The sequence below is a fragment of the Mycobacterium gordonae genome (genome assembly GCF_017086405.1).
Classification (GTDB): domain Bacteria; phylum Actinomycetota; class Actinomycetes; order Mycobacteriales; family Mycobacteriaceae; genus Mycobacterium; species Mycobacterium gordonae_D.
The window spans coordinates 4,243,757-4,266,487 of sequence record NZ_CP070973.1 but is presented as its reverse complement, the minus strand read 5'-3'; the positions used below and the strand labels follow the sequence as shown (position 1 = coordinate 4,266,487).

The 22,731-nt window shown below is 65.0% G+C and carries 16 protein-coding genes and 1 pseudogene; 11 read left to right on the top strand and 6 right to left on the bottom strand.

What is annotated here, in order from left to right; translation table 11 throughout:
* Positions 1-1,230 carry a protein kinase domain-containing protein gene (locus JX552_RS18190; RefSeq protein ID WP_205873370.1) on the bottom strand — a complete coding sequence of 410 codons (1,230 nt, stop codon included), beginning with the start codon at positions 1,228-1,230 and terminating at the stop codon, positions 1-3.
* Between the two features lie 71 nt (positions 1,231-1,301).
* Here JX552_RS18190 and JX552_RS18185 point away from each other — a divergent pair, with 71 nt between their 5' ends.
* The gene (locus JX552_RS18185) at positions 1,302-1,706 is read left to right on the top strand and encodes an Rv2175c family DNA-binding protein (RefSeq protein WP_205873369.1); all 405 of its coding nucleotides are present in this window, start codon (positions 1,302-1,304) and stop codon (positions 1,704-1,706) included.
* Here the strand turns inward: JX552_RS18185 and JX552_RS18180 are convergent.
* Complete coding sequence (locus JX552_RS18180; protein ID WP_205873368.1) at positions 1,693-3,201, bottom strand: alpha-(1->6)-mannopyranosyltransferase A; 1,509 nt, start codon at positions 3,199-3,201, stop codon at positions 1,693-1,695. The two genes, JX552_RS18185 and JX552_RS18180, sit on opposite strands and share 14 nt — an antisense overlap.
* Before the next feature lie 4 nt (positions 3,202-3,205).
* Positions 3,206-4,267: a bifunctional (2E,6E)-farnesyl/geranyl diphosphate synthase gene (idsA2, locus tag JX552_RS18175; RefSeq protein WP_205878529.1), complete on the bottom strand. Its 1,062-nt coding sequence runs from the start codon at positions 4,265-4,267 to the stop codon at positions 3,206-3,208.
* 211 nt (positions 4,268-4,478) lie between these two features.
* Between idsA2 and JX552_RS18170 the strand changes: the two genes are divergently transcribed.
* Positions 4,479-5,372 (top strand): mycobacterial-type methylenetetrahydrofolate reductase, encoded by an 894-nt coding sequence (locus JX552_RS18170; RefSeq protein WP_205873367.1) that lies wholly within the window; start codon positions 4,479-4,481, stop codon positions 5,370-5,372.
* 7 nt (positions 5,373-5,379) lie between these two features.
* Here the strand turns inward: JX552_RS18170 and lppM are convergent, their stop codons facing one another.
* Both lppM and JX552_RS18160 read right to left on the bottom strand, forming a co-directional pair.
* Positions 5,380-6,027 carry a lipoprotein LppM gene (lppM, locus tag JX552_RS18165; RefSeq protein ID WP_205878528.1) on the bottom strand — a complete coding sequence of 216 codons (648 nt, stop codon included), beginning with the start codon at positions 6,025-6,027 and terminating at the stop codon, positions 5,380-5,382.
* Between the two features lie 131 nt (positions 6,028-6,158).
* On the bottom strand, positions 6,159-6,785 hold the full coding sequence (locus JX552_RS18160; RefSeq protein WP_205873366.1) for a GNAT family N-acetyltransferase: 627 nt from the start codon (positions 6,783-6,785) through the stop codon (positions 6,159-6,161).
* 282 nt (positions 6,786-7,067) lie between these two features.
* On the opposite strand from JX552_RS18160, the gene JX552_RS18155 reads away from it, so the two are divergent.
* From JX552_RS18155 to JX552_RS18130, 6 genes are all read left to right on the top strand, one after another.
* Positions 7,068-7,472 carry an SCO2097 family morphological protein gene (locus tag JX552_RS18155; protein ID WP_205873365.1) on the top strand — a complete coding sequence of 135 codons (405 nt, stop codon included), beginning with the start codon at positions 7,068-7,070 and terminating at the stop codon, positions 7,470-7,472.
* Between the two features lie 390 nt (positions 7,473-7,862).
* On the top strand, positions 7,863-8,294 hold the full coding sequence (mraZ, locus tag JX552_RS18150) for a division/cell wall cluster transcriptional repressor MraZ (RefSeq protein WP_205873364.1): 432 nt from the start codon (positions 7,863-7,865) through the stop codon (positions 8,292-8,294).
* Positions 8,269-9,471, top strand: coding sequence for a 16S rRNA (cytosine(1402)-N(4))-methyltransferase RsmH (gene rsmH, locus JX552_RS18145; protein ID WP_431195991.1), 1,203 nt, complete (start codon positions 8,269-8,271; stop codon positions 9,469-9,471). The genes mraZ and rsmH overlap by 26 nt, the downstream gene beginning before the upstream one ends.
* Positions 9,468-10,607, top strand: coding sequence for a cell division protein FtsL (gene ftsL, locus JX552_RS18140; protein ID WP_241010611.1), 1,140 nt, complete (start codon positions 9,468-9,470; stop codon positions 10,605-10,607). The genes rsmH and ftsL overlap by 4 nt, the downstream gene beginning before the upstream one ends.
* Positions 10,604-12,595 carry a peptidoglycan D,D-transpeptidase FtsI family protein gene (locus tag JX552_RS18135; protein ID WP_205873363.1) on the top strand — a complete coding sequence of 664 codons (1,992 nt, stop codon included), beginning with the start codon at positions 10,604-10,606 and terminating at the stop codon, positions 12,593-12,595. Before ftsL ends, JX552_RS18135 begins: the two co-directional genes overlap by 4 nt.
* A 603-nt stretch (positions 12,596-13,198) precedes the next feature.
* The gene (locus JX552_RS18130) at positions 13,199-14,245 is read left to right on the top strand and encodes an IS256 family transposase (protein WP_205873362.1); all 1,047 of its coding nucleotides are present in this window, start codon (positions 13,199-13,201) and stop codon (positions 14,243-14,245) included.
* Between the two features lie 971 nt (positions 14,246-15,216).
* On the opposite strand, the gene JX552_RS18125 is transcribed toward JX552_RS18130, so the two are convergent.
* On the bottom strand, positions 15,217-18,978 hold the full coding sequence (locus JX552_RS18125; RefSeq protein ID WP_205873361.1) for a PPE family protein: 3,762 nt from the start codon (positions 18,976-18,978) through the stop codon (positions 15,217-15,219).
* A gap of 201 nt (positions 18,979-19,179) precedes the next feature.
* Here JX552_RS18125 and JX552_RS18120 point away from each other — a divergent pair, with 201 nt between their 5' ends.
* From JX552_RS18120 to JX552_RS18110, 3 genes and pseudogenes are all read left to right on the top strand, one after another.
* Positions 19,180-19,368, top strand: a complete 189-nt coding sequence (locus JX552_RS18120; RefSeq protein WP_205873360.1) for a hypothetical protein — start codon at positions 19,180-19,182, stop codon at positions 19,366-19,368.
* Positions 19,369-19,937: 569 nt separating this feature from the next.
* The gene (locus tag JX552_RS18115; protein ID WP_205873359.1) at positions 19,938-21,185 is read left to right on the top strand and encodes an IS110 family RNA-guided transposase; all 1,248 of its coding nucleotides are present in this window, start codon (positions 19,938-19,940) and stop codon (positions 21,183-21,185) included.
* Between the two features lie 239 nt (positions 21,186-21,424).
* Positions 21,425-22,668 (top strand): annotated as a pseudogene (locus tag JX552_RS18110) (IS256 family transposase).
* Positions 22,669-22,731: the final 63 nt, after the last annotated feature.

The window sequence follows — 22,731 nt, the reverse complement described above, 5'->3', positions numbered from 1 at the left end:
TCAGAGCAGCGTGCTCAGGTGGACGCCAATCGTCCACGCCGCGCTCGCGACCAAACCGGTCAGCGTCAGCACCACGGCCACCCAGACGAGCACCATGCGACGGCCGTGTTGGCGCGCCCAGACGAACTCGTCGAGGGATATTCCGCCGAATTCGCCTGATTCCCCAGCGAATTCGTCATCGTCCCCGACGTATTGGTCGGCCGTCTCTGCGAAGATGTCGGGCGGTGCCGGAGCCGCAGGTGGTGACTCTCCGGGTTCGCGGGTGAACTGTCGGGTCGGGTGGGGAGCAGGGGACGGCGCAGGGCGGCCGGTCCTCCGGCTGTGCTCCAGCGCCCGGTGCTGAGCCGAGTTGCGCGGCGCCGGCACCCGGAACTCGGGCAAGCCCAACTCCTCGACGATCGAGTCCAGATCAGCGGCCATCTCGATCGCATCGGCATATCGCTGCGCCGGGTCCCGCGCGGTGGCGCACGCCACGAAATCGTCGAATTGTTCTGGCACGCCGTCGATTACAGCGCTGGGTGGCGGCACATCGTTATCCAGCCGCTGGTAGGCGACCGATAATGCGGTATCGCCAGTGAACGGTGTGTGCCCGGTCAGCAGCTCGTAGGTGAGGATCCCGGCCGAGTAGACGTCGCTGCGTGGACCGGCGTTGCCGTCGCGGACCTGCTCGGGCGACAGATACGCGGCGGTGCCTAGGATTACGCTGCTGGACGTGATTCCTGCCGCGGCGACGGCGCGGACCAACCCGAAGTCCGCGATTTTGACCTCGCCGTCGTCAGAGATCAGCACGTTCTCCGGCTTCACATCGCGGTGTACCAGCCCGGCCCGATGCGCTACCGCCAGCCCGCCCAGCACCGGGCGCAGCACCGCCGCCACGGCGTAAGGCGGCATCGGGCCTCGCTCGGTCAGCAGTTCGCGCAGTGTGCCGCCCTCCACGAGTTCCATCACCAGAAACGGGTGTCGGCCGTCCTGGCCCTGGTCGTAGACCGCGACCAGTCCCGGATTCTTCAGCCGGGCGACGGTGCGCGCCTCGAGCTGGAAGCGGTGCAGGAACTGTTGATCCCCGGCGTAGCGGGAATCCATCACCTTCAGCGCGACCGGGCGATCAAGGCGCGTGTCCACGCCCCGGTAGACGGTCGAGGTGCCGCCACTGCCGATCTTGGCCTGCACCAGATACCGGCCATCCAGCAAGGTGCCGTCCAACGGGTCCCCTCCAACCACGGAGGCCATCGTAGGTGGACGGCGCAATTTGATCGCGGAACGCGCAGACTTGCCCGTCCGGCAAGTTCTAGACTGACGTCGTGGGCAGCATCCCGGCCGGCGACGATGTTCTGGATCCCGACGAGCCAACCTACGACTTGTCCCGGGTTGCCGAGCTGCTCGGCATCCCGGTGAGCAAAGTCCAGCAGCAGCTGCGGGAAGGCCACCTGGTCGCGGTACGCCGCGCCGGTGGTGTGGTGGTGCCGCAGGTGTTCTTCACCAGTACCGGTGAGGTGGTCAAGAGCCTGCCGGGCCTGTTGACGATCCTGCACGACGGCGGCTATCACGAGACCGAGATCGTGCGCTGGCTGTTCACTCCCGATCCGTCGCTGACCGTCACCCGTGACGGCTCGCGTGATGCGTTGAACAATGCCCGCCCCGTCGACGCGCTGCATGCCCACCAGGCCCGCGAGGTGGTGCGGCGCGCCCAGGCTATGGCGTACTGACGGCGACCGGATCGTCGCTCGGTGCCGGCTCGCGGTACAGCCAGTACCAGGCGAGCATCGCGAAAGCGGTCGCCAGCCCGACATGCAGCCACGAATACATGCCATGCGACCCGTCGGGCTTGAAGATCACCATGATCCACGTCGAGAACCCCGCGATCGCCGCCATTGCCCGTCGGGACTGGGCCAGCGGGGCAAGCACCGCCAGTGGCCAGGAGTAGTACCACGGCAGCGCGGCGGGGACGAACAGCACCACGATGACCATCACCCAGAAGATCCCGAGCAGCGCATCCCGGTCGTCGCGGCGGAAGCGCCACCACAGCACCGGCAGTGACACCAGGATGACCAGGATCCCGATCAGGCGGGCGATCCGCAACACGGTGTAGAACTGCACCGCGAACAAACCGCTGGTGAAGGCGTGAATCAGGTTGGCCGCCGCGGTCGGGACGGTCAACCAGTTGATGATCTTCACCGAACCGGCCAGCGCCGTGAGCCAACCCAGCCCGACCCCCGCCACCAGCGACAACACGGCGAAGCCGACGACACAGATGACCAGCGAGGCGAGCACGGCCGCTCCGAACGCCCGGACGGGTCGCCAGCCGCGATCCTCCCGCAGATGACGCATCCACACCCAACACAGGAAAGGCAACGCGAGCCCCGCGGTGGCTTTGACCGCGATCGCAATGGTGAGCAGGGTGATCCCCGCGACGTGGTGACGTTGCAGGGTCAGCGCGATGCCGGCGGCCATCAGGCCCACCATCAGCATCTCGTTGTGCACGCCGCCCATCAGGTGGATCAGCACCAACGGGTTCAGCACACAGATCCACAACGCCTTCGCGCCGTCGGTGCCCAGATGATTCGCCAGCCGGGGTGCGGCCCAGATCAACAGCGCCAAACCGGGCAGCATGCTCAGGCGCAACAGCATCGTGCCGGCGACGACGTTGTTGCCGACGATCATCGTGACCAGCTTGGCCACCAGGATGAATGCCGGACCGTAGGGCGCGGTGGTGATGGTCCAGATGGGGGAGACGTCGTCCAGCAGCGTGTTGGGGTTACCGACCGGCCCGACCGCGTAGGGGTCCAGGCCGTCGCGCAACAACGCGCCCTGCGCGAGATACGAGTAGGTGTCGCGGCTGAACACCGGCACCGACAACAGCAGGGGCGCCAGCCAGAACGCCGTGGTGGCCCGCATGGTGAATTCGGTGGCGGCACCGGCCAGACACTGCCGGCCCAGCCGCAGCCAGGCGATCAGCATCAACCCGACGCCGAGCCACAGCAGTATCGACGACAGCACCAGGCCGTGCCCGAAGCGCATCCAGGACAGGTGAATGGACTCCAGCACCGGGTCGTGCTGACGGGTGCTGCCGGCACCCAGGCCGCCGACCGTGATGAGCACCGCACCCGCGAACCCCAGCCGCGCGGGACCACCCTCGGCGGCGGTGGCGAACACCCGCAACCGGGAAAGGCGTTGACTGTAGCGCTCTTTGGTGATTGTCATTGGGTCAGGCGGTTCGGTCGGTGGCCAGGCGGGCCAGTTCGGAGAGTCCTGCTTTGGCCGTCACGCTGATCGGTGCGGCGGACAGCGTCGCCAGCGCGCGCTGGGTGAGTTCGCTGATACGGTTCTCCGCGGCGGCCAGGGCGCCCAGATCCTTGATCACCGTGCGCAATTCACGCACCTGCGCATCGGTCAGCTCGGTCCCGACCGAGGTGCGCAACAGGTCGGCCGCCGCCGGGTCTGACTCGTCGGCTAGTTGGATGGCCTCGGCCAGCAGGACGGTGCGCTTGCCTGAGCGCAGGTCGTCACCGGAGGGTTTGCCCGTCACCGCCGGGTCGCCGAACACGCCCAGCACGTCGTCGCGAAGCTGGAACGCCACCCCGAGGTCGGTCCCGAATTGGTGGAAGGTCGCCATGACGTCGGGTCGGTCGGCAGCAGCTGCCGCGCCCAGTTGCAAGGGTCGCGAGACCGTGTACGAGGCGGTTTTGTAGGTGGCGACGGCCATCGCCGACGCGACCGACTCGGCCGTCGAGGCCGGTGGTGCGGCCTCGGCGACGATGTCGAGAAACTGGCCGCCCAGCACCTCGGTCCGGATGTCGGACCAGACCCGTTCGACGCGTTGCCGGGCCGGTGGGCACAGCCCAGCGCCGGAGATGACGTCGGTTGCCCAGGCGTGCGCGATGTCACCGAGCAGTATTGCCGCCGACAAACCGAACTGCTCGGATGCGCCATGCCAGCTGCGTTCGCGATGCAGGGCCGCGAAATGCACGTGAGCGGTCGGCCTACCGCGGCGCGTCGCTGACGCGTCGATCACATCGTCGTGAATCAGCGCGAAGGCGTGCAGCAGCTCCAGCGCACCGAACAGCAGCAGTGCATCCGGATCGGGTGCCTCGGCGCTCACCGCGTCCCAACCCCAGTACGCGAAGACGGGACGCATCCGTTTGCCGCCGCCGAGCACGAAGTCTTCCAGCCAGCCGGTCAAGGTGTTGTAGTCGTCGCCGAGATAAGCGGCTTCGCTGCGGCGGTGATGCACATACCGTCGCAGTTGTTCGGTGATGGCGCCGGCCATTTCGACGGTCGCCGATGCTTCCAGGCTCACCGGAGGTGCCCCTTTCTGCTCGGCGTGCTTCTGGCCCGACAGTGTATGCCGCCTGGTTGCCGGTGGCCCGCCGACAGCCCCGGCTGGTTCGGTCGCGCCACCGCCGCCCCTATGCTGTCGTGGTGGCCCGGCAGCGGGCATCGGGGGGTGGCCGCAGTGGGAACCATAGGGAGAAGGAGCCGTGACGCTCAACACCATCGCGCTGGAGCTGGTGCCGCCGAACGTGGACGGGGGTCGGGAGAAGGCGGCAGAGGACGCGCAGAAAGTGGTGCGGTACTCAGCTGAGTCGGGGCTCGACGGCCGCATCCGGCACGTCATGATCCCGGGCATGATCGCCGAGGACGACGACCGTCCGGTGCCGATGAAGCCCAAGATGGACGTCTTGGACTTCTGGTCGATCATTAGGCCGCAGCTTCCCGGGATGCACGGCTTGTGCACCCAGGTCACCGCGTTCATGGACGAGGCATCCCTCGGCGAGCGCCTAGCCGAGCTGACCGACGCCGGCATGGAGGGAGTGGTGTTCGTCGGAGTGCCGCGCACCATGAACGACGGTGAGGGCTCCGGCGTCGCACCGACCGACGCGCTGTCGATCTACCGGGACGCGGTGACCAACAGGGGGGTGATTGTGATCCCTACCCGGGAGGGCGAACAGGGCCGGTTCACCTTCAAGTGCAACCAGGGCGCCACCTACGGCATGACCCAGTTGCTGTACTCGGACGCGATCGTGGATTTCCTGGCCCGGTTCGCCAATGAGAACGATCACCGGCCGGAGATCCTGCTGTCGTTCGGCTTCGTGCCCAAAATGGAGACCCGCGTCGGCTTGATCAACTGGCTGATTCAGGATCCGGGCAATGCGGCGGTGGCCGGCGAACAGGAGTTCGTCAAAGAGTTGGCCGCCGGCGAACCCGCGCACAAGCGCCGGATGCTGGTGGACCTGTATAAGCGGGTGGTCGACGGCGTGGCCGATCTCGGCTTTCCGCTGAGCATCCACTTCGAGGCCACCTACGGTGTGTCCGGTCCGGCCTTCGAGACGTTCGCCGAGATGCTCGCCTACTGGGCGCCCGACAGCGCCTGAGCACGCCTTAACCGGAACTTGTCTGGTCCCCCGAGGCCGTGAACCGGGGTGAGCGGTCCCGGCTGATCCAGGCCAGCAACGCCACCACTCCGGCGGCCGCGAACGAGGCGATGCCCAGCCAGATCCCCGCGCCGGTGAACGACCGCGTGTTGGGATCGGTGTAGCGGGCTTGCGCGGTCATGGTGCTGACGACGCCCGGTTTGAGCTTCCACTGCACCACTTCGGGCTCGATCCGGTCGCCGTTGGTGGAGGTGACCGTGCCCGGGAAGGCGACGGTCAGCTCGACGTCGGCGTCCGGGTCGGTCAGCGAGGTGAGGTCGGCCCGGCCCTCCAGGATCACCAGGTTGCCGTTGCGGCGCAGCGACAGATTCACCCCGGCGGCGTCGGGGTTCATGTGGGCCAACTGCGGCAATTCGGCGAACGTCAGGTCGGAGAAGACGGCCTGCGAGCCCACGTAGCCGTCGCTGTCGTAGTTGGAGACGGCGACCTTCTGGCTGAACGGCAGGTTCGTATCGAGCTGCGGCCCGGTGTCCTTGTTGTTCTTGGGTTTGGCCGCGGCGATGATCTCGCCGGACACCTGATCGTCGGGCGAGATCGTCAACGACGCCCGGACACGCAGGCACCCGGTGGCCAATGGCACCAGCATCAGCAGCATCAGAATGGCCAGCACGCGGCGCCGCCGGGCGGTAAATCCGCGGGCTGGAAGCGGGGGAGAGCTGGCTTGCACCAGGTCATCGTGCCAGACCCGGTGCGAGGTATGAGCGAGCCGTCCGGTTATAGGGCCGGTTATAGGGGAAGTGGCCGGCCCAGAATCGCGAAGGGTCGCGGATCACCGGCGAAGTAGTAACTGCGGATGATGTCGGTGAAACCCAGCCGTCGGTACAGGCGCCAGGCGCGGTTGGCCTCGCCGTTGTTCTCCGGAGTGGAGAGCAGGACGTTGTTCTCGTCGCGGCCGGCGAGCAGGCGCCGGGTCAGCGCCTCGCCGAGGCCACGGCCCTGGGCACGCGGATGGATGTGCAGCTCGGTCAGCTCGAAATAGCTGGTCATCAGCCGGTCGATGGCGTGCGGCGGAAAGCCGCTGCGCTGCAGCCCCAGGACCACCTGTTGTTGCCACCATTGACCAGGGGCACCGGGATAGCCGTAGGCGATGCCGACCAGTGGCGCGGCGTGCAGCTCAGCCTCCGACGGCCCGCCGGGATTGCTGCGCGCGCCGTCGGCAGCAACCTCCGGGGCAGCAACCTCGACGGCAGCGACCGCCTTCCAGCCCCGCCGCCGGGTGTGCTCCAGCCACATCCCGGCCCGTTGGTTCTCCGTGCCCCTGGGGTAGCGCATCGCGTCGACGTAGACGCTCAGAGCGTCGCCGAGACGGCGCTCCATTTCCTTGGCCGGCAAATCGATGAGAAATGTCGCCAACTTGCGGTGTCCTTTTCATCGTCTGCGGACGAACTCCGGGTGGTTCCAGTATCGGACGCAGCATTCGGGTAGCTGCGACTGGGCGCGCGGCGGGTTCTGACGGGTTACACCGTCGTCCTGCTGCAGCCGATCACGTCACAGTGCCGCAGCCGAGATAGAATCGCCTTCGAACCAGTGGTACGGCACAGATTGACCTCGTATCATTGGGGTTAATTGCCCTAAACGACGGGCAGAGGTGTGCTAGCGGTGGCTACGTGACAGTGTTTCGGCAAGGAGGGACGAATGCCACTCTCCGATCATGAGCAGCGAATGCTCGATCAGATCGAGAGCGCTCTCTATGCCGAGGATCCCAAATTCGCGTCAAGCGTGCGCGGGGGCGGCTTCCGGGCACCGACGGCGCGCCGACGTCTGCAGGGCACGGCGTTGTTCGTCGTGGGCCTTGGCATGCTGGTTGCCGGCGTGGCGTTCAAGGCCACGATGATCGGCAGTTTCCCGATTCTCAGTGTAGTCGGCTTTGTCGTTATGTTCGGCGGCGTGGTCTATGCCGTCACCGGCCGGCGGTTGTCCGGCCGGCCGGACCCCGGCGGGCCGACGGCGGGTTCGTCGCGCCAGCGTCGATCCAAGGGTTCGGGCGGTTCCTTCACCAATCGCATGGAGGATCGGTTCCGCCGTCGTTTCGACGAGTAGGGCAACGCAGGAGTTTCGGACGGGGTAGCCCAACGGGCTGCCCCGTTTTTTCGTGTGTGCGCCGGGGTGTTCATAGCTTGGCAGATTCCGTCGCTCCGACACGCCATCCACGCCGCCCGATGCGGTCCCGTTCCCCACTTGTAGCGCACCTGTGTCCATAGCGCCCCACTGTGCCCCACTCCTCGCCAGCGACCCGAAATATCGCCTCTGACATGGCATTTCATACCAGCCGGGTGGTGGCCCGAGTGTCTGAAAGGCGGGTGCTGAACGGCTTGGCGTGGGGAAACGCCACTCCGGGACGCGCGGAGGGGGTATTTATGGGGCGAAGTGGGGGGTTGTGGGGTATGGTGGCCGAAGTGTTTGGGTGAGAAGCAAGTTGGAGGTGCCCCAGTGTTTCTCGGCACCTACACGCCCAAGCTCGACGACAAGGGCCGGCTGACGCTGCCGGCGAAGTTCCGCGACGCACTGGCAGGGGGTCTGATGGTCACCAAGAGCCAAGACCACAGCCTCGCTGTCTACCCGCGAGCGGAGTTCGAACAGCTGGCCCGCCGGGCGAGCAAGGCACCCCGCAGCAATCCGGAGGCTCGGGCATTTCTGCGCAACCTCGCGGCCGGCACTGACGAACAACACCCCGACGGGCAGGGCCGCATCACCCTGTCCGCCGACCATCGCCGCTACGCCGGCCTGTCCAAGGACTGCGTGGTGATCGGCGCCGTCGATTACCTCGAGATCTGGGATGCCCAGGCCTGGAACGACTATCAGCAAATTCATGAAGAGAACTTCTCCGCGGCCAGCGATGAAGCACTCGGCGACATCTTCTGAGGTGCATGCCTGTGCACCGTGGTCTCTGCCCGAACCGACCCTGGCGTACTTCCCCAACGCCAGGTGCGTCTCGGACAGGGGCCTCGGTGCACGGTCACGACGGCCACTAATCCGGAGCGGGGGAGGGTTCGCCGTGCCTGAGTCGGATTCCGCCGCCGGTGATTCCGCCGCAACCGGTTCCGGCGCAACAGATTTCGGCCACGTGCCGGTGTTGGCCCAGCGTTGTGTCGACCTGCTTACGCCGGCGCTGACCCGGCACCGCCCCGACGGCTCCGGGGCCGTCCTGGTCGACGCCACGCTCGGGGCGGGCGGGCACGCGGAGCGGTTCCTGACCGAACTACCCGGCCTGCGCCTGATTGGCCTCGACCGCGACCCGAGTGCTTTGGACATCGTTCGCGACCGGCTGGTTCCCTTCGCCGAGCGGATCAACCTGGTGCACACCCGCTACGACGGCATCGCTGACGCATTGACCGAATCCGGTTACGGCACAATCGAATCGATCGACGGCATACTGTTCGACCTCGGCGTCTCGTCGATGCAGCTCGACCGCGCCGAGCGTGGCTTCGCCTACGCCAAGGACGCTCCGCTGGATATGCGGATGGACCCGTCGTCATCGCCGACAGCCGCAGACATCGTCAACACCTACGGCGAGGCCGAGCTGGCCGACATCCTGCACCGCTATGGCGAGGAGCGGTTTGCCCGTCGCATTGCCGCGCAGATCGTTCGCCGGCGTGCCCGCACCCCGTTTACCTCCACCGCCGAGCTGGTCGCCCTGCTCTACGAAGCCATACCGGCTCCGGCCCGGCGCACCGGTGGGCACCCGGCCAAGCGGACGTTCCAGGCGCTGCGGGTGGCCGTCAACGACGAACTGAACTCATTGCGCAACGCCGTTCCCGCCGCGCTGAACGCGCTCGCCGTCGACGGCCGCATCGTGGTGATGGCCTACCAATCCTTGGAGGATCGCATCGTCAAGCGCTTGTTCGCCGACGCGACCGCCTCGCGTACTCCGCCGGGCCTGCCGGTCGAACTTCCTGGCCACGGGCCGCTGTTCCGCTCGTTGACCCACGGCGCGGAAAAAGCGGACTCAGCCGAGGTGGAACGCAACCCGCGCAGCGCCCCGGTCCGATTGCGGGCCCTGCAACGAATCGAGCACGCGAGGGGGAAGGCAAAGGCATGAGTGCAAAGCGCGAGGTGACGAAGCGCCGCGAGAGCGAGCGTCGCGGCCGGCGTGCCGGTGCCGCCCGTCCCGGTGCCGTGGACGCATCGGCACGGCGGGCCCGGGGGCGCTCGGCCAAGCCGGCAACCCCCGCTCGCGAGGCGAGGTTGCCGCGGTCGGGTCCGCAGACCAACCCGATGACCCGACCCGTCGACCGGCCGGCCCGCGCCAAGAACACCAGTCAGGCGAAGGCTCGCGCGAAGGCTCGCAAAGCCAAAGCGCCCAAGGTGATTCGGCCCAAGCTCACTGAGCGGCTGGCCACCAGAATCAGCGAGATCGACCTGCGGCCGCACACCCTGCTGAGCCGGATCCCGTTCGTCGTGCTGGTCATCGGAGCGCTCGGAATCGGGCTGGGTCTGACGTTGTGGTTGTCCACCGACGCCGCCGAGCGTTCCTACAAGTTGAGCGATGCCCGCGAGCGGACCCGCATGCTGCAGCAACAGAAAGAGGCCCTGGAACGCGACGTGCGGGAGGCGGAGTCGGCGCCCGCGCTGGCCGAGGCGGCCCGCAAGCAGGGGATGATCCCCACTAGGGACACCGCCCACCTGGTCCAGGCGCCTGACGGCAACTGGGTGGTGGTGGGGACACCGAAACCGGCGGACGGTATCCAGCCGCCACCGCTGAACGCCAAGTTGCCCGACGAGGCACCCCCCGCGCCGCCGAAGCCGGCGGTGACTCCACCGGAGGTGGCGGTGCGGGTGCTGCCGCCTCCCGCTGACCCCGCGCAGCCGGGCCGGCTGGGCCCGCAGGTGCTGTTGCGTGGGCCCGACGGTTCGGCGACGGTGAATCCCAACCTGCAAGCTCCGGTGCCGGGTCAGGTCCCCACGGCGCCGGGTCAAGTCCCTGCCGTCCCGGGTCAGCTGCAGACGGTGCCTGGCCAGGTGCCAGGGCAGCTGCCGGGCCAGGTGCCAGGACAGCAGCCGGATGTGCACGGACCGTTGTTGACGTATCCCGGTCAGGGGCCGGCCCAGCTGCCGACGTCACCAGCACCGGCAGCCGTACCGAACCCTTTTCACGATGATCTGCCGCCGGTCAATACGGGACAGGTCGCACCCGTCGCCCCGCCGGCGGTGACGATACCCGGGATACCGCGATGAGTCGCGGCGACTCGAGGCGGGGCAGCCCGGAGCGCGGTCCCCGTCGGCCGCGCGGCGAACAGGTGCCCGAACCGAAGCCAGGCCGGAAACCCCGAGAAGCCGACAAGTCCCGCGGCGCCGCGCGACCGGAGACGGCGCACTCGGCCAAAGAGCGGCGCACCCGCCACGTGGTGGAAGTGGCCAGCAGCGGTGCGTCGTTCGTCTTCCGGCATCGGGCGGGCAACGCGGTCATCTTGGTCTTAATGCTGGTGGCCATTACCCAGCTGTTCTATCTGCAGGTGTCCAACGCCTCGCAACTCAACGCGCAGGCGGCCGGCCAACTCAAGGTCACCGACGTGGAAAGGGCCGTCCGTGGCTCGATCATCGATCGCCACAACGACCGGCTCGCGTTCACCATCGAGGCGCGTGCGTTGACGTTTCAGCCCAAACGGATTCGACAGCAACTCGAAGAGGCCAGGAAGAAGACCCCGAGCGCTCCCGATCCGGACCAGCGGCTCAAGGACATGGCCAAAGACGTTGCCGGCAAGCTGAACAACAAGCCGGACGCCGCCACACTGCTCAAGAAGCTGCAGAGTAACGACTCGTTCGTGTACCTGGCTCGAAACGTCGAACCCGCTGTTGCCCATGCTATTTCGGCAAAGTATCCCGAAGTGGGCTCGGAACGCCAAGACCTGCGGCAGTACCCGGGCGGCGCCTTGGCGGCCAACATCGTCGGCGGTATCGACTGGGACGGCCACGGATTGCTGGGCCTCGAGGACTCCCTGGACGCCATGCTGGCCGGCACCGATGGTTCGGTCACCTACGACCGTGGCTCCGACGGTGTCGTCATTCCCGGCAGCTACCGCAACCGGCACAAGGCCGTGCACGGTTCCACCGTCCAGCTCACCCTGGACGACGACATCCAGTTCTACGTCCAGCAGCAGGTGCAGCAGGCCAAGAACGTCTCGGGAGCACACACCGTTTCGGCGGTGGTGCTCGATGCCAAGACCGGTGAAGTCCTGGCGATGGCCAACGACAACACCTTCGACCCCTCGCAGGACATCGGGCGTCAAGGCGACCGGCAATTGGGTAACCTGCCGGTGTCCTCGCCGTTCGAACCTGGCTCGGTCAACAAGATCATCACCGCGTCCTCGGTCATCGAGTACGGACTGTCCAACCCCGACGAGGTGCTGCAGGTACCGGGGACCATCTCCATGGGTGGTGTCACCGTGCACGACGCGTGGGAGCACGGCGTGATGCCCTACACCACCACCGGCGTCTTCGGGAAGTCCTCGAACGTCGGGACGCTGATGCTGGCGCAGCGAGTGGGCCCCGAACGCTTTTACGACATGGTCCGCAAGTTCGGGCTGGGCCAGCGCACCGGCGTCGGGTTGCCCGGTGAAAGCGCCGGGCTGGTACCCCCGATCGACCAGTGGTCGGGCAGTACTTTCTCCAATCTGCCTATTGGGCAGGGTATTTCGATGACACTGCTGCAGATGGCCGGCATGTATCAGGCCATTGCCAACGACGGCGTGCGGATCCCGCCGCGGATCCTCAAGGCCACTATCGCGGCCGACGGCTCGCGCACTGAGGAAGCGCGGCCGGAAGGCGTCCGGGTGGTGTCGGCACAGACCGCCCAGACCGTGCGCCAGATGCTACGCGCTGTGGTGCAGCAGGACCCGATGGGTTACCAGCAGGGCACCGGTCCCGCGGCCGCGGTGCCGGGTTATCAGATGGCCGGCAAGACCGGCACCGCCCAACAGATCAACCCCGGCTGCGGCTGCTACTTCGACGACGTCTACTGGATCACCTTCGCCGGCATGGCAACGGTCGACAATCCCCGCTACGTCATCGGCATCATGATGGACAACCCGCAACGCAACGCCGACGGGACCCCGGGGCACTCCGCGGCGCCGCTGTTCCACAACATCGCGGGGTGGCTGATGCAGCGGGCGAACGTGCCGCTCTCGCCCGACCCGGGACCGCCGTTGACCCTGCAAGCCAGCTAGGTCTCCGTCCGAAACTCAGAAGTGAGACTCAGACTCACTGGTAGGACGGGCACGATCTGCCGCGGACGACGAGCACAGGCTGACCATTGCCGTGTCTTCGCCGGTGCCGAGCTGCACCGGGGTATACCCGCCATAGTGCGGCGTGCCGGCAGCAGAATATCTGCGCGCCAGGCTGGAAGACACCGCTTATATCTGGGCTGGAAAATCTACGACACCGTAGCGGGCAATCTACGCGCTATGGCCGATGGCGCTCGCCGCTGCGAGATCCATACTTAACTCAGCGTTTATTCAATAGGAACACCGCAGGCGGGGGATCCCCTCAGCAGCCGCCTTCCCGGTGAATACAGCGTGCGCCTGGCGTCGCTAGAGCGGACACGCGCCGGGGCCGAAGCGGGTCTCGGCTCGCGACTGCCCGCGCGACGACAGTCCCCGTCACCGCACTGCAGTGTTGCAGCGACGTGACAATGCGCCATCGGTCAATTTGTGAATCATCAAGCAGCTCTTCGCGATTCGCTGTGCCAGGACTCTGCCGCGCAGCGGACGGTGAAGCCTGCGCGGCCACTGGCCCGACGACTGGCGAGTCGACTCAAGGAGGTCTACGCGATGAAGAACCGCCCCCCTATCGATGGCATGAAGTTGGTGGCCGACCAGGTCGCCGCAGCCAGCCCCCGGTTGATACGTGAGCTGCAGTCGACGTTCATTCACACCTTGATGAGCGCTGAGGCTGATGCAGTGTGCAGCGCCGACTACCGTAAACGCAGTCGACGGCGGGCTAACAGTCGTAACGGCTATCGGAGGCGTGCTCTGATGACCCGAGCCGGCAAGATTGACCTCGCAATCCCCAAATTGCGCTTCGGCAGCTACTTTCCCCAATGGATCTTGGGTCCTGGTCAGCGCGCGGAGAACGCAATCACGAATGCGGCGATCACATGTTATCTGTTGGGCGTATCCAGGCAGCGGATAACAGCACTGGTCGAATCCCTTGGTCTAGAGAGCCTATCGACATCTCAGATAGCAGCTGTGGCCGACAAGCTGGAGCAATCTGTCGACGCTCTCCGCAACAAGGCGCTGGACAGCGGTCCATACCGGTTTGTCGCCGTCGACGCGTTGACGCTCAGCGTGCACCGGCAAGGTCGAATCAGCCATGTGCAGTTGCTGATCGCGACCGGATTGAATGCCAAGGGCTACAGCGAGATCCTCGGCGCGTACATGTGCTCCGCCGAGAACCAGGATCGCTGGCTGACCTTCTTCCGCAATCTGGGCGCCCGCGGACTATCCGGAGTGGCTCTGGTGACCGGGCACTACGACGCCGACCTGATCGCAGCCATCGACGCCACCATGCCGGAAGCGACCTGGCAACGATGCACCACGCATTACATCACCGAGCTGATGGCGATCACTCCGACCAGTTGCTGGTCAAGAGTCCGCCAGCTCGTAAAGTCGATCTTCGATCAGCCCGACGTTGACTCTGTTGCGGCTCAATATGACCGGGTCTTCGACATACTCAGTGAGGCGCTGCCGGAGGCGGCAAAACACTTTGAGGCGGCCCGAGAAGAACTGCTCGGCTATACCGCTTTTCCCGATCAGCTCTGGCGGCAGATCTGGCTGAACAATCCGTGTGCCCTGCGGCGTTGTGGCGCGCTTTCCTGAAAGGGCGCCGGGTCCTCGCGTCGTCGTGCGACTTGAGGGCACTCGCCGTCAAAGAATCGGTCTGGCTCGTGCAATCGACAGCGCCGGTTTGGCCGTCGTGGAAGTCGAGTGCCCCGCCGGCGTCAGCGCCGCCGCGGAAAGTCCGATCCTATCGATGCACGCCTTGCCGCGCTTGAGGTGCTGCAGGTGGTTGCTACCGAAAGCCGTTGCCGTGCAGTGATGGTGATCGTGAAGCCATCCGCATTCTTCTCGGAGCGCGGTGTGATAGGTCCGTCGCCCGGACTGCCCAGATCAACAGGCTTGGCGAAGCGTTGCCCCAGGCATCATCTCAAGCGAGCATTGCACGACGTCGTGTTGACCCGGTGGCGGATATGCCCACGCACCCACGCCTACATTGCTGCAGGTCGAGCACGAGGCAAATCCGACGCAGAGATCCGCCGGGCCCTCAAGCGCAATACCGCTCGCGAACTCTTCCGCGCCCGCAACGCCTCAGTCGCGCATTGACACACATAGAAGCGTCCTCCGAGACACCGACCAAAGTCACTCGCGCAAACGAATCGACGCGATGACCGCTGCCCGCGATTATCGACCCGCCCGCACTGCTGGCCGAACGACTCACCACGACCCACTCCGATGTGCTGCGCGAACTGCTGGCGCAGTGATATCCGCGGGGTGGAAGACTGCCCTTCCTGCACTTGGACTTTGACCTGGAATCTGCGACGCAGCGCAGCACGATACCCGCTCACCTTCACCACGGTTGCGGCGTTGCGCATTGGCTGAGTTCCCGTGCACCGTGGTAAGCAGGTCGTTTGGCTGCTGCCCTTGGGCTCGGCGAAGATGATCGGAGGCGCAGATCGAAATCCTTGGCATCTCAATGCCTTAGCCGCTTCTCCTCAGCCGCCTTTGGTGGCTACTCGGCTAGGTGGCCGTCCGATTCATGGCATCTACCCTCGGCACCAGGTCGAGGCACCTTAATTCTGGAGGAACAGGCCCGAAAGTTGGGACCCGACGCTTCCGATCCCGGCGACAACGCTGTTCACGGCGAAGGGCAGCAGGCCCTTATTGACAATGCCCGAGATGCCGCTGCCGAGGTTGGAGAAGCCGGAGAAATTGCCGCCGTAGTTCTGGTAGCCCGAGCCAGAGATGAGTGCTCCCAGCGGATTCGTGTTTGACCAGCCCGAGAGTGCCGAGCCGTTGTTGCCGTAACCCGAGTTTCCTCCTGCCCCGGCATTGAAGAAGCCCGATGAGGGAGCGCTGGTCGAGTTGAAGAATCCTGGCCCCGGCGGAATGTCGAAGGCAGTGATGGTGGTGGACGGCAGGGTAATGCTGGGAATCGTCAGGGGCGGAGTGGTGAAGGAACCCACACCAATGGGGGGAATGGTCATTGGTGGGGTCGTGATCGGCGGGATTGAAAGCTGTGGCAGGGCAAAGCCTCCGACGCCGATCGGCGGGATGGTCAGTGGTGGGGTGGTGATGGGTGGGGTGGTGATTTCGGGTAGGAGGAATCCTCCGACGCCGATGGAGGGGATGGTCAGTGGTGGGGTGGTGATGGGTGGGGTGGTGATTTCGGGTAGGAGGAATCCTCCGACGCCGATGGAGGGGATGGTCAGTGGTGGGGTGGTGATGGGTGGGGTGGTGATTTCGGGTAGGAGGAATCCTCCGACGCCGAGCGAGGGGATGGTCAGTGCTGGGGTGGTGATGGGTGGGGTGGTGATTTCGGGTAGGAGGAATCCTCCGACGCCGAGCGAGGGGATGGTCAATGCTGGGGTGGTGATCGGTGGAGTCGTAATCTCCGGCAGCGCAAAGCTTCCCACGCCGATCGGCGGGATGGTCAATGCTGGGGTGGCGATGGCGGGGGTGGTGATTTGGGGCAGGAAGAATCGGTCGATGCCGATGGCGGGGATGGTCAGTGGTGGGGTGGCGATGGCGGGGGTGGTGATTTGGGGCAGGACGAACTGGTCGATGCCGATGGCGGGGATGGTCAGTGGTGGGGTGGCGATGGCGGGGGTGGTGATTTGGGGCAGGAAGAACTGGTCGATGCCGATGGCGGGGATGGTCAGCCCAGGTGTTGTAAATTCGGGTATCGTGATCTGCGGGAGCGTAAAACCTTGAACTTGGGTAGCGGGGATCTGAATAGATGGGAGATCCCAAGCTCCAATCGCCAAGCTCGGTATTACATAAAAGTCACCGTCCGGATTCTTAATGGTGATGAAAGGTAGGTCAAACTTGGATATCTGTAGGCCAGCAACAGTAAACGAGCTAATAATCCCTGGCGATTCCGTTCCAAAGAAGAATGAATTCACATTCAAGGGCGGGATATAGAAATTCAGATCGCCGATTGCTCCGCCGTTAACATCTATATATAGGATTCGAGTGGGAGCACCACCTGTCCCTGGGTAAGTTACCGACGGTGTTTGAAAATAGGGCACGGTGACACGTGGAAATGTTACATCAGGTAGCTGAAATCCGCTCACCGATACCAATGGGGTTTTGATCGGTGGAATAAGTATTTCGGGTAAACCGATTAATGGGAAGTCAATCTCAGGTGTCGTTATTCCGGGCAAGCTGAAGGCGCCGACAGTGATATTTGCGGGAGTCTGCCATTCCGGAATGGTAACCGGAGGAATTTCCAACGCCGGCAGTGCGAATCCGTCGACGGCGATGTTGCCGAGGGTGACCGGGGGGATGAGCAGGGAGGGGATGGTGAGTTCGGGTAGTGCGAATCCGTCGACGGCGATGTTGCCGAGGGTGACGGGCGGGATGAATAGGGAGGGGATGGTGAGTTCGGGTAGTGCGAATCCGTCGACGGCGATGTTGCCGAGGGTGACGGGCGGGATGAATAGGGAGGGGATGGTGAGTTCGGGTAGTGCGAATCCGTCGACGGCGATGTTGCCGAGCGATACCGGCGGGATGGTCAGCGAGGGGATGGTGAGGTCGGGCAGGCCGAATCCGTCGACGGCGATGTTGCCGAGCGATACCGGCGGGATGGTCAGCGAGGGGATGGTGAGGTCGGGCAGGCCGAATCCGTCGACGGCGATGTTGCCGAGCGATACCGGCGGGATGGTCAGCGAGGGGATGGTCAACTCGGGCAGGCCGAAGCGGTCCACGGCGATGTTGCCGAGCGATACCGGCGGGATGGTCAGCGAGGGGATGGTCAGCTCGGGCAGGCCGAAGCGGTCCACGGCGATGTTGCCGAGCGATACCGGCGGGATGGTCAGCGACGGAATGGTCAATTCCGGTAGTTCAAACGCGCCGACGAAGATGTCATCCGGTGTCTGGAAGGCGGGGATTGACAGGGAGGGCAGAGATATCGCCGGCAGATTGAACCCGGGGACTGTGATGGAGGGGATGCCAATGGGCGGAAGAGTTATGTCGGGCGTTGTGATGACGAAATGGAGTCTGCCCTGGTTCTGGCCGGCGTAGAACGCGCCGTTATTCATGTCGCCGGTGTTGAACATGCCGGTGTTGATATTGCCCGCGTTCGCTAAACCGGTATTTGCGTTGCCGGTGTTGAAGCTGCCCGTGTTGGACACACCGGGGTTGAAATCGCCTGTGTTGTAGTCGCCGACATTGAGGTTGCCGGTATTTGCGTTCCCCGCATTCAGTATGCCGGTGTTGAACATGCCGGCATTGAAGATGCCAGTGCTGGCAGTTCCGGTGTTGAAAAGCCCCGTGTTGTAGCTTCCTGAGTTTCCGATACCGAAATTACCGGTGCCCGAGTTGAAGAAGCCTACGTTCCCGCTGCCGGAGTTGAACAGGCCGAGGTTGCCCGTGCCGGAATTGAGCTGTCCGACGTTGAACTGGACTATGCTTGAATTCTCCAGGCGGACATACGTGTCGCCGAAACCGATCAGATTGTTGCCGGTCAGGCCGAGGCCGAAGTTGTTATCGCCCGTATTGGCCAGGCCGATGTTGAAAGCACCCGCGTTGCCCAGGCCAAAATTGCTGCCGCCGGTGTTTCCCAGGCCGATGTTTCCGGCGCCGAGGTTTCCGAAGCCGACATTGGAACTGCCGAAGTTTCCGAAGCCTAGGTTGTAATCGCCAAGGTTGCCAGCACCGAAGTTTCCGGAGCCGAGGTTTGCGTTGCCGAAGTTGGCGGCGCCGACGTTGGCCAAGCCCAGGCTGAGTGCGATCGTTCTGATTGCGGGTGGCGACGCCGCCGCCAGGGCGGGCGACTGCGTACCGAGTGTTTGGACCTGCAGGCTGGCCAGCTGCTCCACGGTCTGGGTGAGTGGAGGGAGCGCGGAGACGACCTCGGATGCTGCGAAATGATAGGTCGACATCGTGGACACGGCCTGGGCCCACATCTGCTCATAGTGGGCTTCAGTGGCGGCGATGGCGGGGAGGTTTTGGCCGAAGATGTTCGAAAGCACCAGCGACACCAGCTGAGAACGGTTGGCCGCCACCAGCTCCGGTAGCACCATCATGGCTCGGGCTGACTCGAAGACTGCCGCCAGGGAGCGCGCTTGCTTCGCTGCCTGATCGGCCTGGGTGGCCATGCTGGAGAGCCACCGCGCGTAGGGGTCTGCCGCGGCGGCCATCGCCTGCGCGGCTGGTCCCTGCCACACCTGATGTGTCAGCCCTGTCGTGATCGACCCGAAAGAAGCTGCTGCGTCCGATAATTCGGCCGCTAGCCCGTCCCAGGCGGCGGCCGCAGAAACCATCGGTGCCGACCCTGCGCCAGAGAACAAGCTGGCTGCGTTGATCTCTGGTGGCAAGACGAAATAGTTCACCGGCTCAAACCTTCCCGCGCTCAGCACGGCGTAGCCGAGGCGCACAGGTGGCAAAAATTACGGGCGGACAAAGAATCCTGTCCAGGGAAGTGGTGTACAGCCCACGGTGGGCGGGACGGCGGCACGATCGCAACAACGCTCTGCCGTACATCGGGATTGCGTCGTCGTGCGACTTCGACATCCACAGCCGGCGGACTTCGCATGGTTCAGCGGGTCCGCTGCGGCATGGACGCCGTCGCCAGCGTGGCCACGGTCGACACTCCCCGCTACGTCATCGGCATCACGATGGACAAACGCCGCGCAATGCCGGCAGCACTTGGGTGGCTGATGCGGCGGGCACGTGCCGATGCCCCGGAATTGGGCCCGCGGCTGTCGCTGCGGGCGGTGTAGCAGCCGGGGCCGCAGCATCATGGGCCTCATGGGCCCGAAAACCGCGACATTTTGGCGGAGCAATGATCAGAACTTACTTATCAGTGAACGGTGCACCAGCGGCACGGACATCTGATCAGAACAGGACTGTTGGTAGGTCTATCCACAGGCTAGGTGCCGAGCTGCCGGTCGGCGTTCGCCAGCTGGGCCCGGCGACCTGTTGTCTTCCTAGGCACGCGGGAGCCGGGTCGGGCGCGCTGTCGTTGGTGACTCCTGTGGACCTTCAGGACCTTGAATCCTCCAAGAAGACCGGGAGCCTGGGCGGCAGCAGGAGCGGCCGGACCGGGAACGGCGTGTCGTCCCGGTCCACCGCTCGTCAACGGTTGGGATTGCTCGTGGTTCGAGCCTGCTTGCACGACCGGACGCCCTGAATCTTTTCGAGAGCCGCAGAGTTCTGACGAAGACCGGCGCCGTGCGGGTGCGCTGGGATCGCGGACAGCTCATCGGAGGAGGCTCGTAAGTAGGGTGCTGCGCGTTCTCGCTGAGGTCTTGGACCAGTGGTATTACCTGACATGACGGAGGTGTGAGGATTGAACCGATTTTGCGGAATCGACTGGGCCGAAGGGCATCACGACGTCGCGATCGTCGACGGCGATGGCAAGCTGGTGGCTAAGAAACACATCAGCGACGACCCGGCCGGATTCAGTGCATTGACCGAGCTGCTCGCCGACGCTGGCGATGGCCCGGAAGACCCGATTCCGGTCGCGATCGAAACCCCGCGCGGGCTGCTGGTAGCGGCTCTGCGTGGCACGGGACGGCCGGTTTTCGCGATCAACCCGATGGCTGTCGCGCGTTACCGGGAGCGGCATTCGGTGGCCCGCGCGAAGTCCGACCACGCCGATGCGATGACGCTGGCGAACATTCTTCGCGTTGATGCGCACCTCCATCGACAACTGCCCGCTGACAGCGAATTAGCCCAAGCCATAGCGGTTTTGCCGCGCGCCCAGCAGGATGCGGTGTGGCGACGCACCAAGGCTGGCAACGAACTGCGATCGATCCTGCGCGAATACTATCCGGCGTTCCTGGACACTTTCGCCGGCAAGTCCGCCACCAACCTGGCCAAACCGGAAGCCCGCGCGATCCTGGCCATCGCGCCCACGCCCGCGCACGCCGCCCGGCTCACCAAGGCCCGCATCACTGCCGCGCTGCGGCGCGCCGGTCGCAAACGCGGCATTGACGATCTGGCCACCGACATCCTGCAACGCTTGCGGATCCCGCATTTGCGGCAGCCCGACCTGGTCGAAAAAGCCATGGGCCGCCAGGCGATGGCCCTGCTGGCGATGCTCGACGCCGCCTGCGCCGGCGCTGCCGATCTCGAACAGGCCGCGACCGAGGAATTCCGCAAACACCCCGATTATGCCGTCATCACCAGTTTTCCCGGCCTGGCTGAGGTGACCGGCGCCCGCATCCTCGCCGAGATCGGTGATGACCGCGACCGGTTCGCCGACGGCCGCGCACTGAAGGCATACGCCGGATCAGCGCCAGTCACCAGGGCCTCCGGCAAGGTCACTTCCATCACCCACCGGCGGGTCAAGAACGACCGGCTCGCCGCTGTCGGCTGGGTCTGGGCCACCTACGCCTCGATCAACCCCGGCCCTGCCCGCGCGCACTACCGCGCGCGCCGCGACCACGGCGACCGCCACGCCGCCGCTCTGCGGCACTTGTTCAACAAGATGATCGGCCAGCAGTACCACTGCCTACAAACCCGCCAAACCTTCGACGCACAGAAAGCCTTCAGTCACCCCGGCGACACACCCCAGAATGAAGCTGCCGCTTGACAGTTAGCGGAATCGGAGGTCTGTGGATGAGCCTCGGCGAGGCGGCGTGAAAGTGGGCGCAGCCTTCCCGGGGATGATCTGAAAGTCGAAGTAGTTCTGATCAAGACCGGCGTTGGCGCGCTGGTTGGGAAGGTACGCCCATGCTCACCGTAGTCCACGATGCCGATGAGGCCAGCGGGCACAGCAGCGATGCTGGTCGGTCGTTGTTGGATGAGATTGTCCGTGATGGGGCTCGGCAGATGTTGGCTACGGCGTTGTGGGCCGAGGTCGCTACCTACATCGAGCAGTTCGCCGATCAGCGCGACGAGAACGGCCAGCGCCTGGTGGTGCGCAACGGTTACCACCCGGCCCGTGAAGTGCTGACCGCCGCCGGTGCGGTCACTGTGAGAGCGCCGCGGGTCAACGACCGCCGTGCGGACCCCGACACTGGTGAAAGGCAGCGGTTTTCCTCGGCGATCCTGCCGGCGTGGGCGCGTAAGTCCCCGCAGATCAGCGAGGTGTTGCCGCTGCTGTATCTGCACGGGCTGTCGACCAGCGATTTCGGGCCGGCGTTGGAGCAGTTCCTCGGGTCGGGGGCGGGGTTATCGGCCACCACGATCACCCGCCTGACCAGCCAGTGGCAGCAGGAAGCCCGCGCCTTCGCCGCCCGGGACCTCTCGGGCACCGACTATGTGTACCTCTGGGTCGACGGCATTCACCTCAAGGTCCGCCTGGGACCAGGAGAAGTTGTGTCTGCTGGTGATGCTCGGGGTGCGCGCTGAGGGCCGCCAGGAGCTGGTCGCGATCACCGACGGCTATCGGGAGTCATGCGAGTCGTGGGCTGATCTGCTGCGCGACTGCAAACGGCGCGGCATGACCGCCCCCGTCCTGGCTGTCGGCGACGGCGCATTGGGGTTCTGGAACGCGGTCCGGGAGGTGTTCCCGGCCACCCGCGAGCAACGCTGCTGGTTCCATAAGCAGGCCAATGTCCTTGCTGCACTACCGAACAGCACATCCGGCCGCGTTGGCAGCGATCAAGGACATCTACAACGCCGAGGACATCGACAGGGCCCAGGCAGACGTCAAGGCGTTCGAGGTCGACTACGGCGCCAAATACCCCAAAGCGGTCGCCAAGATCGTCGACGATCTGGACACCTTGCTGGGGTTCTACAAGTACCCCGCCGAGCATTGGATTCACCTGCGCACGACCAATCCGATCGAAAGCACTTTTGCCACAGTACGTTTGAGGACCAAGGTCGCCAAAGGTCCGGGATCACGCGCGGCCGGGCTGGCCATGGCCTACAAGCTGATCGACGCCGCACAGGCCCACTGGCGCGCCGTCAACGCCCCACACCTGGTCGCCCTGGTCCGTGCCGGCGCGGTCTTCCACAAAGGCAAACTCCTCGAACGACCCATCGATATCACCCCACCAGTGCCACCCTCAGACGGCGATCAGCACGCCGGAACGGAGGTCGCCCAAAAACATCCAATCCACAAGTATTGATTATTGCTCTGGCGAATGTCCAAACGGAATCGGGTTTCGGTATGCATACTGGCAGCCGCTCAC